Genomic DNA, 11,972 nt, shown 5'->3' with positions numbered 1-11,972 from the left:
GTTGCAGGGGACGCTGCAAGTACGTCCCTGTAAGCTCGGTCGCGCCATCCATGGCGCTCACGCCCCTGCAACCGGACCCACCCCGCCTTCGACAGACTTCCGCGAACTGTCGAGATGGCATGGCCTGCTCTTTGGTGGGTGTCGACCTTGGTCGACATGTGGATCCACGCAATGTGGGAGGGGATGTCGGATGACGCTGGGACAGGAAATGACAGGGTCGGAGGGTCAGAACAGGTTCAGTGGCGGGCGCTGAATGCGCGCCGTGGACGGGTAGACTGTGGTTCTTGCCTGTCTGAATCCGGTTGCCCGATGTCCGCCAAACTCCGCTGGTTGCCCCTGTTGTGCCTGGCCCTGGCGGGCTGCAGCCAGTTGGAGAACCCCGGCAACGTCACCGCTGCCGACAAGGCCACGCGGGCTCCGGCCAGCGATGGTGAAAACATGGTGTCGATCAATGCCGCCGATGCGCCGCCACCGCCGGCACAGGCGCGCAGCCGGGCTGATCGGCCCTGGCCGCAGGCGCAGCTGGAAAACGGCAAGGCCTGGGTCAGCTGCACCACCGATTACGCCGGCGACGGCGGCGATGGCATTGAACTGGAAGGCCTGCAGCGCGAACAGTTGAAGCAGGCGCTGGCGCCGTGCGCCGAGCGTGGCCTGCTGCGCGTGCGCTACAACGGCAAGATCAACCCCGGGTTTGCCGAGATGATGTGGCGGCTGGCCGTGGTCGCCGACGAGCTGCAGATCCACAAGCGCATCCTGGATCTGGATTCCAGCGGTGGCCAGGTGGAATCGGCCATCGTTGCCGGCGACAGCATCGGCGAATCCGGCTGGACCATCTGGGTGCGCGAGGGCTCGATCTGCCACAGCGCCTGCGTGTTCGTGCTGGCTGCCGGCGACAACCGCCTGTTGACCGGCAAGGTCGGCATCCACCGCATGATGCGCATCAGTTCCAAGGCCACCTCGCGCGCGGAGCTCAACCGCGAACTGCACGAGGTCTATGACAACGTGAAGGACTACCTGCAGCGCAATGGTGTGGCGGTGGGTGTGGCCGACCTGATGATGACCGTGCCCAACCGCAGCCTGCGCCTGCTGACTGCCGAAGAGCTTCGCCAGTACGGCCTGGACGGGACCAACGCCGTGCAGGACGACCTGGAGCGGATCAAGCAGATGCGGACCTGCGGCGACGACTTCGTGCAGCGCAAGGATGCGTTCCTGGTGGCGTTCGACCAGCAGTGCAAGCGCGACGGTGCCGACATGGAATCGATCAACAGCTGTGGCCAGTCGCTGAAGCAGCGTTTCGGCTTCCCCGACCCGGTGTGCCCGGAGGAAAGCCCGCTGTCGGAGATCGACGTGGCTACGCTGCCCCCGGCACCGCCGGAGCAGCCGCCGGTGGCCGAGCAGCTGCCCGCGACATCGGCGGCACCGCCAGCGCAGGCCGAGGCGGGCGCGGTGGAAGGCAGCGTCCAGGCGCGCTGACGGTCCACTCACTGCGCTGGCGTAGACTGCGGTTCTTTCCATCGAACCGGCGGTGTCCATGAAGCGCGTGCTCTTGCTGCTGTCCCTGTTGCCCTTGGCTGCACTGGCGCAAACGCCGGCGCCGGCCACGCCCGCACCGGCCCCGGCTCGCCCCGCGCCGAGCGCACCGACGGCCGCGAAGCCGGCCACTGCTGCCGCGCCGGCGTTGAGCCCGGCCCAGCAGGCGCAGGTGCAGAAACAGGACGCGGAAATGGGCAGTGCCGCATTGAAGGCCGCGCAACTGGTCGACGCCAATCGGGCCGGTGAGTTGTGGGACGGCGCCTCGGCGGTTGCCCGCCGCGCGGTGCCCAAGGCGGCCTTCGTCAGCCAGCTTGCCGCCGACCGCACGCGTCTTGGCGCGCTGGCCGGGCGTGGCCAGCCGACCATCACCCGCGTGAAATACGCTGCAGGTGCTGCGGTGCCCGAAGGCCTGTACATCAACGTCAGCTTCCCGACCCGTTTCGCCAACAGCGCGCAGCCGGTACGCGAGCTGGTGTCGTTCCGCTTCGACGAAGACCAGACCTGGCGCCTGGCCGGCTACAGCCTGCGCGCGTCCAGCCCCTGACGGAGATCGACGATGGCCACCGAATTGACGATGCTGGCGTGGGCGATGCTGCTGGGTTTCGTCTACATCTTTGCCGCCTCCACCGTGGTCACCCGAGAGCGCGGGATGAAATGGAATGCCTCCGCACGTGACGACTCGTCCAAGCCGTTGAGTCCACTGGCCGGGCGACTGCAGCGGGCGCAATCCAACTTCTTCGAGACCTTCCCGTTCTTCGCCGCCGCTGCGATTGCGGTGGTGCTGGCCGGGCGTGGCAGCGACACCACCGCGCTGGCGGCGCAGGTCTACTTCTGGGCGCGCGTTGTCTACCTGCCGCTGTACGCAGCCGGCGTGCCCTATGTGCGCAGCCTCGTCTGGCTGGTGTCGATCGTGGCGATCCTGGCGATGGTGTTCGCGCTGCTGTGACGCGCAGCTGATCCAGATCAAGGCCGGTCAGGCACGCAGCGCTATGCTGGCCGCGACTGGATCAACGGCAGGAGGCGCGCATGCGCAGGATGGACGTGGTGGTGGTCGGCGCCGGACCGGCCGGGCTGTGCTTTGCGCGCGCGCTGGCCGGCACTGGCCTGCAGGTGGGACTGGTCGAGGTACAGCCGCGCCAGGCCCTGGCCGAGGCGGCCTACGACGGCCGCGAAATCGCCTTGACCCATGCCTCGCGGCAGAGCCTGGAACAGCTTGGCCTGTGGCAGCGCCTGCCCGAAGCCGAGGTTGCCGAACTGCGCGACGCGCGGGTGCTGAACGGAGGTTCGCCCTTCGCCCTGACCTTTGCCAGCAGCCAGGGAGATGGCCAGCCGCTGGGCTGGCTGGTGCCCAACCATCTGATCCGCCGCGCGGCCTGGCAGGCGGTGCAGGGCCAGGCCGGGCTGGAATTGTTTGATGGCCGCAAGGTGCAGGCGGTACGCGCCGACAGCCAGGGCCACGTGGTGCGCCTGGACGATGGCAGCGAGCTGCATCCGCGGCTGCTGGTATGTGCCGACAGTCGCTTCTCCGGCACCCGCCGCATGCTCGGCATCGGTGCGCAGATGCGTGACTTCGGCAAATCGATGCTGGTCTGCAGGATGCAGGTCGAGCGCGATCATCACCACACGGCCTGGGAATGGTTCGGCTATGGCCGCACGATGGCGTTGCTGCCACTCAACGAAGGGCAGGCATCGGCGGTGATCACCCTGCCGCCGCGGCAGATCGAAGCGCTGCTGGCGATGGATGAGGTCGCGTTCGGGGAGGCCATCAGCGGCTTCTTCGAACACCGCCTGGGACGCATGCAGCCGGTGGCCACGCCACAGGCCTATCCCCTGGTCGGGGTGTATGCGCACCGCTTTGTCGGCGAACGTTCGGCACTGATCGGTGATGCCGCAGTGGGCATGCACCCGGTCACCGCACATGGTTTCAACCTCGGCCTGGCCAGCGCGCAGCGGCTGGCGCAGGGCATCGCCGAGCAGCAGCGGCGTGGAGCGGACATCGCCGCGCCCGGCATGCTGGGCCGCTACCAGCGCGGGCATCGGCTGGCGGCGCGGCCGCTGTATGAAGCGACCAATGCGATTGCCAGCCTGTATACCGACGACCGCCGTCCGGCGCGCCTGTTGCGGGCGGCCGGGTTGCGGGTGGCGCAGGGGGTGGCACCGTTCCGGCAGTTGATTGCCGCCCACCTGACCCAGCGCGTGGCCTGACGGCCAAACGGTGACTTACGCGGCGGCCAGGACGCGGATCTGGCTGTCGTTGAACTCGACCACCTGGCCTGCGCGGATCTTGCAGGCCTTGCGCAGCTCGACCTCGCCATCGACCAGCACCAGGCCTTCGCTGATGACCATCTTGGCTTCGCCGCCGCTGGTGACCAGGTCGGCCAGCTTCAGCAACTGCTTGAGTTCGACGTAATCGCTGTCGAGGTCGAATTCGAGGATCTGCATGGAACGGGTTTCCTGGGGCAGGCGCTGCAGGACAGGGCCCGCGGCGGTAAAATGGGCGCCTATTGTGCGCCACGGCGGGCCGTAACGGCATGCCGTTGGCTTCCTGTACACCTTGTTCAGGCACAGTGCGGTATCATCCCGCTCTGAGCGAGTAAAACCTCAGCTCCAACCGAGCAGCGCCAGGGCACGCGATAAGAAGGGCGCCCAAAGCGCGGAAGCCCCCTTTTTTTCGCCTGCCATGCTCGTGGCAGTGCCTTCGGAGTTCCCCATGTCCCAAGAAACCCAAGCGCAGCTGCAGTTCGCGCAGCTCGGCCTGTCCGATTCTGTCATGCAGGCTGTCACTGCCATCGGCTACGAAACGCCGTCGCCGATCCAGGCTGCCACCATCCCGGCGATGCTGGAAGGCCGCGACGTGCTGGGCCAGGCCCAGACCGGTACCGGCAAGACCGCGGCCTTCGCGCTGCCGGTGCTGTCCAACATCGACCTGCAGCAGATCAAGCCGCAGGCACTGGTGCTGGCCCCGACCCGCGAGCTGGCCATCCAGGTTGCCGAGGCGTTCCAGTCCTATTCCTCGAAGATCCCCGGCTTCCGCGTGCTGCCGGTGTACGGCGGCCAGCCATACGGCCAGCAGCTGACGGCCCTGCGCCGCGGCGTGCACATCGTGGTCGGTACCCCCGGCCGCGTCATCGACCATCTGAACCGCAGCACGCTGGACCTGTCCGAGCTGAAGACGCTGGTGCTGGACGAAGCCGATGAAATGCTGCGCATGGGCTTCATCGACGACGTCGAAGCGGTGCTGAAGAAGCTGCCGGAGAAGCGCCAGGTCGCGCTGTTCTCGGCCACCATGCCGCCGGCCATCCGCCGTATCGCGCAGACCTACCTGAAGGACCCGGTCGAAGTCACCATCGCGAACAAGACCACCACCTCGGCCAACATCCGCCAGCGCTACTGGTGGGTGAGCGGCATGCACAAGCTGGACGCGCTGACCCGCATCCTGGAAGTGGAGCCGTTCGACGCGATGATCGTGTTCGCGCGCACCAAGGCCGGCACCGAAGAGCTGGCCAGCAAGCTGCAGGCCCGCGGCCTGGCCGCTGCCGCCATCAACGGTGACATGCAGCAGGCCCAGCGTGAGCGCACCATCGCCATGCTGAAGGAAGGCAAGCTGGACATCCTGGTCGCCACCGACGTGGCCGCTCGTGGCCTGGACGTGGAACGCATCAGCCACGTGCTGAACTACGACATCCCGTACGACACCGAAAGCTACGTGCACCGCATCGGCCGTACCGGCCGTGCCGGCCGCAGCGGTGAAGCAATCCTGTTCGCCACCCCGCGCGAAAAGGGCATGCTGCGCCAGATCGAGCGTGCGACCCGCCAGCCGATCGAAGAAATGCAGCTGCCGAGCGTGGAAGCGGTCAACGACAACCGCATCAACAAGTTCACCTCGCGCATCACCGAGACGCTTGGCCAGGGCGGCCTGGACTTCTACCGCCAGCTGCTGGAGCGTTTCGAGTCCGAACAGAACGTGCCGGCCATCGAAGTGGCCGCCGCACTGGCGAAGATGATGCAGGGCGATACCCCGTTCCTGCTGCAGCCGCCGGTGCGTGCACCGCGCGAAGAGCGTGCGCCGCGCGAGCGTTTCGAGCGCACTGAGCGCCCGGAACGTGGCGACCGCAACGAGCGCGGCCCGCGCTTCGAGCGTGGCCCGCGTCGTGACGATGCCGAGGGTGGCTTCGAGCAGCGCCCGCGCCGTGACGTGCCGCCGCGCGGTGCACCGGAGCAGGGCATGGAGACCTACCGCATTTCGGTCGGTCACCAGCATGGCGTGAAGCCGGCCAACATCGTCGGCGCCATCGCCAATGAAGCCGGCCTGGAAAGCCGCTTCATCGGTCGTATCGACATCCACGACGACTTCTCGCTGCTGGATCTGCCGGCACAGATGCCGTCGGACGTGCTGACCCACCTGCAGAAGGTCTGGGTGTCCGGCCAGCAACTGCAGATGCGCCCGTTGGCGGCCGGTGAAGAGGTCAATCCGGCGCCGCGTCCGTTCAAGCCGCGCTTCGACAAGCGTGGACCGGGCGGTCCGGGTGGCCCGGGAGCTCCGCGTCGCAGCGGTCCGGGTGGCCCCGGCGGCGACCGCGACAGCCGTCCGCCGCGCCGTGATGGCTTCAACAAGCCACGTGGCCCGCGCAGCTTCTAAGCCGCGCTGAAGTAGACCAACAACGCCAGCCTCCGGGCTGGCGTTGTCGTTTGCATGGCGCCAGGGCGGCCCGGCCGCCGTTGTCGGCCACCGGCCGGGTCCGGTTTCGCATGGCCCACACATCTGCGGTTCTAGGCTGGCGCGGTTCCGTGGGAGATTGTCACCGCAGCACATTCGGGGGATCCAGGATGGGTAGAAGTGGCATGGACCAGCAGCGCCGACGGGTACCGATGACCCGCGGGCTGGGGGTGCGATTTGCGCTGTTGACGGGCATGGCGATCGGCTTGGTCGCGCTGTCAGCCGTGATCCAGGAACTGCAGGCGGCATCGACGGCGTGGATCGCCGGCCAGGGCTACTGGTCGCGGGGGCAGCAGGATGCCACCGCAGCGCTCAGCCGTTATCTGGCGCGTGGCCATCTGCAGGATCTGCAGGATGCCCAACGGGCACTGCAGGTTCCGTTGGGTGACCTGCAGGCCCGCAAGGCGCTGGAGCAATCCGAACCGGACGAGGCGACAGCCCGCGCCGGTTTTCTGCGTGGGGGCAATGCCCGCGCCGACATTCCGCGGCTGATCTTCTCGTTCCGCCATGCGCGCAACGTCGGAGCCTTCCGCGAGGCCACCTGGTTGTGGCGGCAGACCGACGCGGACCTGTTGGCCATGCAGGCGCTGGCGGAGGAACTGCAACGCCGCCATGGCACAGGACCGCTGGACGAGGCCACCGTGGATGACTACCTGCAGCGGCTGCGTGGCATCGATCACCAGCTGCGTGGGCAGGCGCAGGCGTTCTCGCAGGCCCTGCTGCGCATGGCGCGCGCGGTGCGCATCGCAACCCTGGCCGTCGGCGGACTGTCGGTCCTGCTGATCAGCCTGATGGCGGTGGCCTTGGCGCGCCGGGTCGGCAAGGACCTGACCGAGCATGAGAGCCGCTTCCGGGCGGCGTTCTACCAGGCCAACGTCGGCATGCTCAAGCTGGATGCCGCTGGCCGGGTGGTGGAGGCCAACCAGGCGATGGCCGACATCCTCGACCATCGTCGTGACGTGTTGCTGCAGATGTCGCTGGCCGAGCTGCTGATGGAGGGTGAGCTGGTGCTCGATGAAAGTGGCCGCATCGACTGGGAGCGCCAGCTGCGCCCGGGCGAGCTGCGCTTCCGGCGTCGCGATGGCAGCCTGGTGTGGGGACGCTGGAGTGGCACCGGCGTGCGCACCACCAGCGGCGGCCGCCTTTCGGTGTTCGCCATCGTCGAGGATGTCAGCCAGAACCACGCCCTGGCACGTGAGATCGAACACCACGCCAGCCATGACCCCTTGACCGGCCTGATCAATCGTCGGGAGATCGAGCGCCTGCTGGAAAAATCGCTGCTGCAGGTCCGCTCCGATGGTGGAACCCATGCCTTGGGCTACATCAATCTGGACCACTTCAAGCTGGTCAACGACAGCTTCGGCCACGCGGCCGGCGACCAGATGCTGCGCAGTTTCGCCGAGTACCTGGTCGGTGCGGTGCGGGATGGCGACTGGGTCGGCCGCCTGGGGGCGGACGAGTTCGCGGTGTTCCTTGCCCGCGCCAACCAGGATGAAGCCAAGCGCGTGCTGCAGCGGTTGATCCGCAATCTGGGCCAGGCCACGTTCCCGGTCAGCGAGGGCAGCCCCCAGTTGAGCTGCAGCGTGGGCGTGGTCGAAGTGACGGCCGAGGCGCCGGACGTGAACTGGTTGATGAGCGCGGCCGACAGCGCGTGCTATGCGGCCAAACAGGCCGGTCGCAACCGCGTGCATTGCTTCAACGAGAACCGGCTGGCCCTGGAGGAGCGACGGCTGGAGGCCGAACGCCTGCAGGGCGTCAGTCGCGCCATGGCCGAGAACCGGATGCTGTTGTATGCGCAGCGCATCGCCAAGGTCGGCGATCCGTCCTACCTGCACTACGAGGTGCTGGTGCGCATGCGTGACAGTGACGGCGTACTGCACCTGCCGGGCCAGTTCATGCCTGCGGTGGAGCGCTACGGCATGGCGGTGGTGCTGGACCGGCATGTACTCGGCCTGCTGTTCCGCCACTTGCAGGTGTGCCCGGCGCACGTACGGCAGCTGGGCCTGTGCAACGTCAACGTATCGGCCCAGTCGATCGCCGAGCCCGGATTTCTGGCCTTCGTCTGCGACCTGCTGGAGCGCAACCGCGCACTGGCGTCCAAGCTCTGTTTCGAGATCACCGAAACGGCGGCCATCGGCAACCTGAGCCAGGCGCGAGCCTTCATCGACGCGGTCAAGGCGCGCGGCTGCCGGGTGGCGCTGGATGATTTCGGCTCGGGCCTGTCCTCGTTCGGTTATCTGCGGCAGCTGTCGGCGGACATGCTGAAGATCGATGGGGCGTTCGTGCGCGACATGGACACCGATCCGGTCAGCCGTGCCAGCGTGCGCGCGATCAGCGAGCTGGGCCGCGAACTGCAGATGGAGGTGGTGGCCGAGTGGGTGGAGACCAGCGAAATTGCCGAGGCGCTGGCAGACATGGGCGTGCAGGGGCTGCAGGGTTATGCCATCGAACGGCCGCAGCCGCTGGAACGGCTGACCCTGGCCGACCTGCGGCCGATGCGGCTGGCCGGTACGCAGGGGCCATCGGCTGTCGGCTGAAGCTGCTGCGGCCGGGCTGCGCCCGGCACCCTCAACCTCAACAGCAACAGCAACAGCAACAGCAACAGCAACAGCTGCATTCCGTGGGATGGCGGGGTGGGTCCGGTTGCGGGGGACGCCGCAAGTACGTCCCTGTAGGCTCGGTCGCGCCATCCATGGCGCTCACGCCCCCGCAACCGGCCCCACCCCTCCTTCGACAGATTCCGGCTGCTGTTGGTGGGTGTCGACCTTGGTCGACGCGTAGATCCACGCCATGCGTGGATGAAATCCAATCCATTCGATGATCTCGAAATCGGTAGGAACGTCCATCCACGCATGGCGTGGATCTACTACGCGCGGGAACTGTCAGGGTGGGGCGCGGTATGGGCAGGCAGGACCGTTGGCGCCATGGGCCCGAGGCATGCCCTCGGGCGGGTGGGGCAGGACGCCCAACCCCGGTCTTGCCGTGTGCGCAGGACGGCGCACACGAGCAAGGCGCCATCGAGCCCCATGGATGGGTTTACGGCGTGTCCTGCCTGCCCAAACCCCCCGCCCACCTCGGTAGCCCGCAGTTGCTGTTGCTGTTGAGGTTGCCGGCCAGCGGCCGGCACTACAGCGGGTGCCGGGCGGCAGCCCGGCCAATACCCCCGCCACTATGGTCTACACATCGGTGGTGCATTCCGCTGCGATAATGCCGCCAGGGGCGACGCGCAATGGGCGCGGGCGTAAGCAGGAACAGGACGTGGCGTGGGCGGCAGGCAGGTGCGTTTGGAAACAGGGGCGGTGCTTGTCCTGCTGCTGGTGTGGTTGGCGTTGCCGTGGCTGGGCCACGCGCGCAGCGTCGACGCTGGCCGCGATTACCTTCTGGTCGGCACCGCGACAGCCGAACCTACGCCCCATCGCGCGTGCACGCCGGAGATGCTGGCCGGGCCGCGCCAGCAGACACGGGTGGATGCACCGCCAGAAGGCTGGTCCGGGCAGCCGCAGGCGCTGGATGTCTTCAATGTCTTTGCCGGCGAAGTGCGGCTGCAGCACGGTGATCGCGAGATCTGCGGCAACATGCAGGATGCGCGCACCCGCGATTCGCGCTTCCGTGCGGGCATCGGCATGGTGGCGGTCCCCGCCGCCGGCAGCCACGAGCCCTTCCTGGTTTCCTGGCAGACGCCGCTGAAGGCGCGCTGGGTTCCCACATTGCAGCTGGGTGCGCCCAGCCCGGTGCAGCAGAACGACACCGCCAGGCTGCTGGTGCGCGCCGCGTGCATCGCCGTGGCGATCGCGTTGGCGCTGTCGGCGCTGATGGCCTACCTGACCACCCGCGACCGCAGTTTCCTGATCTACATCGGCGCCACCCTGGTGCTGGTGCTGTGGCAGTCGATCCTTGGCGGCCTCAGCGGCTATCCCGAGCCTTGGCTGCGGGTCGGCGAACGCGGTGACGGGTGGCTGCTGGCGCTGACTGCGGCCACCCAGGCACTGGTGCTGCCGGCGCTGTGGCGCCTGAACGGCGGCGACCGCATGCTGCCACGTTCGCGCGTGGGCCAGCAGCTGGTGTTGTGGTCCCTGCTGGCGTTGGCGGCCTTGGTGCCGTGGTTGCAGCGCGATGGACTGGGCGTGGTCGCGCAGGTTCTGCAGGGGACGTTCGTCATCGGCTGCGCGCTGTCGTTGGCCATGGGCATCTGGGCCCGGTTGCGCGGCGACGTCTGGTCGCTGGCCGGATTGGCCGCACTGGCGCCGATGCTGGTGTTGATCGTGGCCGACGCTGCAAGTGCGCACTGGTTGATGGCGTATCGGGTGGAGGCCCTGCAGCTGGCGGTCACTTGGCTGCTGATGATGGCGGCCTACGCGCTCAACCTGCGCCTGGGCAGGCTGCGCCAGCAGCGCGATGAAATGCGCCAGCTTGCCGAGACCGACATGCTGACCGGCCTGCCCAACCGCCGCGCCGGCCTGCAGCAGCTGGCCCAGCATCTGCAGGGCGGCGAGCGTGAGAGGGGGCCGCTGGTGATCGGCTTCCTCGATATCGATCTGTTCAAGGACATCAATGATCGCCATGGGCATGAGATCGGCGACCAGGTGCTGGTGGCCGTGGCCCGCGCGCTTCGCGCCGCTGTCCGCAGCGAGGACCAGGTGGTGCGGATGGGCGGCGAAGAGTTCCTGCTGCTGTTGCCGGGCATGCCGCGTGAGGTTGCCGCCACCCGCCTGGAACGCCTGCGCCAGCGCATCACCGAGGCCTGCCGGGACCTGCAGGTGCCCGGTCTGGAGGTTACCGCGAGCATTGGCATGGCGCAGTGGCGGCCGGCTGATGATGATCTGGCTGCACTGCTGCGGCGCGCCGACCACGCCATGTACGTGGCCAAGCGCAGTGGCCGCAACCGGGTGTTCGATGGCGAAACCGAAGAACCGTTGACCACGGCATGAGGCGGGAAGGGCGGTGATGCCGGATAATGGGGCGATGACCAGCCGACTCAACAAATACATCGCCGATACCGGCTTCTGCTCCCGTCGCGAGGCCGATCGCCTGATCGCCGCCCGCCGGGTCACCGTCAATGGCCATGCCGCCGGCACCGGAGCGGTGGTCGGCGAGGATGACAAGGTGCTGGTCGACGGCCAGCCGTTGCGCGTGCGCACTCCCCGCAAGCCGGGTGCCCGACGCCATGTGTACATCGTGCTGAACAAGCCGGTGGGCGTGACCTGCACCACTGAAAGCACGGTGAAGGGCAACATCGTCGACTTCGTCGGCCACGAACAGCGCATCTTCCCGATCGGCCGCCTGGACAAGGAATCCGAAGGCCTGATCCTGATGACCAGCAACGGCGATATCGTCAACCAGATCCTGCGCGCCGAGAACGGCCACCAGAAGGAATATCTGGTGGCGGTGAACAAGCCGGTCACCGACGAATTCCTGCGCGCGATGGCCCGTGGCGTGCGCATCCATGACCAGATGACGCTGCCGTGCAAGACCTCGCGGATCGCCAAGTTCGGTTTCCGCATCATCCTGCAGCAGGGCCTGAACCGGCAGATCCGGCTGATGGCGGCCGAGTTCGGCTACCGGGTGACCCAACTGCGCCGCGTACGTATCGACAACATCAAGATCGGTGCACTGAAACCGGGCCAGTGGCGCAACCTGACCGAGCAGGAGCTCCATGGCCTGTTGCCGCAGCAGCAGGACTGGTAAGCAACGGCCGGCACTACCGGAATGCGGATTGGCCGCC

At 67.6% G+C, this 11,972-nt stretch carries 9 protein-coding genes; 8 read left to right on the top strand and 1 reads right to left on the bottom strand.

The window, feature by feature from the left end:
• The first annotated feature begins 309 nt into the window (after positions 1 to 309).
• The 4 genes from TEP_RS13210 (at position 310) to ubiM (ending at position 3,738) form a co-directional block, all read left to right on the top strand.
• Positions 310 to 1,473 carry a hypothetical protein gene (locus TEP_RS13210; RefSeq protein ID WP_132825572.1) on the top strand — a complete coding sequence of 388 codons (1,164 nt, stop codon included), beginning with the start codon at positions 310 to 312 and terminating at the stop codon, positions 1,471 to 1,473.
• Positions 1,474 to 1,531: 58 nt separating this feature from the next.
• The gene (locus TEP_RS13205) at positions 1,532 to 2,077 is read left to right on the top strand and encodes a DUF4019 domain-containing protein (protein WP_032975755.1); all 546 of its coding nucleotides are present in this window, start codon (positions 1,532 to 1,534) and stop codon (positions 2,075 to 2,077) included.
• 12 nt (positions 2,078 to 2,089) lie between these two features.
• Positions 2,090 to 2,479: an MAPEG family protein gene (locus tag TEP_RS13200; RefSeq protein ID WP_025877726.1), complete on the top strand. Its 390-nt coding sequence runs from the start codon at positions 2,090 to 2,092 to the stop codon at positions 2,477 to 2,479.
• Between the two features lie 80 nt (positions 2,480 to 2,559).
• On the top strand, positions 2,560 to 3,738 hold the full coding sequence (gene ubiM / locus TEP_RS13195; protein ID WP_132825571.1) for a 5-demethoxyubiquinol-8 5-hydroxylase UbiM: 1,179 nt from the start codon (positions 2,560 to 2,562) through the stop codon (positions 3,736 to 3,738).
• Positions 3,739 to 3,753: 15 nt separating this feature from the next.
• Here the strand turns inward: ubiM and TEP_RS13190 are convergent, their stop codons facing one another.
• Positions 3,754 to 3,975, bottom strand: coding sequence for an RNA-binding S4 domain-containing protein (locus tag TEP_RS13190; RefSeq protein ID WP_132825570.1), 222 nt, complete (start codon positions 3,973 to 3,975; stop codon positions 3,754 to 3,756).
• Positions 3,976 to 4,243: 268 nt separating this feature from the next.
• Here TEP_RS13190 and TEP_RS13185 point away from each other — a divergent pair, with 268 nt between their 5' ends.
• The 4 genes from TEP_RS13185 to TEP_RS13170 all read left to right on the top strand — a co-directional run bounded on the left by TEP_RS13185 (position 4,244) and on the right by TEP_RS13170 (position 11,935).
• Positions 4,244 to 6,172 carry a DEAD/DEAH box helicase gene (locus tag TEP_RS13185; RefSeq protein WP_132825569.1) on the top strand — a complete coding sequence of 643 codons (1,929 nt, stop codon included), beginning with the start codon at positions 4,244 to 4,246 and terminating at the stop codon, positions 6,170 to 6,172.
• 188 nt (positions 6,173 to 6,360) lie between these two features.
• Complete coding sequence (locus TEP_RS13180) at positions 6,361 to 8,787, top strand: EAL domain-containing protein (RefSeq protein WP_132825568.1); 2,427 nt, start codon at positions 6,361 to 6,363, stop codon at positions 8,785 to 8,787.
• A 726-nt stretch (positions 8,788 to 9,513) separates the two neighbouring features.
• Complete coding sequence (locus TEP_RS13175; protein ID WP_132825567.1) at positions 9,514 to 11,178, top strand: GGDEF domain-containing protein; 1,665 nt, start codon at positions 9,514 to 9,516, stop codon at positions 11,176 to 11,178.
• A 34-nt stretch (positions 11,179 to 11,212) separates the two neighbouring features.
• Positions 11,213 to 11,935, top strand: coding sequence for a pseudouridine synthase (locus TEP_RS13170; RefSeq protein ID WP_132825566.1), 723 nt, complete (start codon positions 11,213 to 11,215; stop codon positions 11,933 to 11,935).
• Positions 11,936 to 11,972 lie beyond the last annotated feature (37 nt).

This window comes from Stenotrophomonas sp. TEPEL, assembly GCF_004348785.1.
Lineage (GTDB): Bacteria > Pseudomonadota > Gammaproteobacteria > Xanthomonadales > Xanthomonadaceae > Stenotrophomonas > Stenotrophomonas indicatrix.
Note: the sequence above shows the minus strand (reverse complement) of the source record. Positions and strands in the feature narration are given on the sequence as shown.

Excerpts from the sequence above, each read along its gene's own strand:
- ubiM (WP_132825571.1), top strand. The coding sequence starts at position 2,560 with ATGCGCAGGATGGACGTGGTGGTGGTCGGCGCCGGACCGGCCGGGCTG.
- TEP_RS13205 (WP_032975755.1), top strand. The coding sequence starts at position 1,532 with ATGAAGCGCGTGCTCTTGCTGCTGTCCCTGTTGCCCTTGGCTGCACTG.
- TEP_RS13200 (WP_025877726.1), top strand. The coding sequence starts at position 2,090 with ATGGCCACCGAATTGACGATGCTGGCGTGGGCGATGCTGCTGGGTTTC.
- TEP_RS13190 (WP_132825570.1), bottom strand. The coding sequence starts at position 3,975 with ATGCAGATCCTCGAATTCGACCTCGACAGCGATTACGTCGAACTCAAG.
- TEP_RS13185 (WP_132825569.1), top strand. The coding sequence starts at position 4,244 with ATGTCCCAAGAAACCCAAGCGCAGCTGCAGTTCGCGCAGCTCGGCCTG.
- TEP_RS13180 (WP_132825568.1), top strand. The coding sequence starts at position 6,361 with ATGGGTAGAAGTGGCATGGACCAGCAGCGCCGACGGGTACCGATGACC.
- TEP_RS13170 (WP_132825566.1), top strand. The coding sequence starts at position 11,213 with ATGACCAGCCGACTCAACAAATACATCGCCGATACCGGCTTCTGCTCC.
- TEP_RS13210 (WP_132825572.1), top strand. The coding sequence starts at position 310 with ATGTCCGCCAAACTCCGCTGGTTGCCCCTGTTGTGCCTGGCCCTGGCG.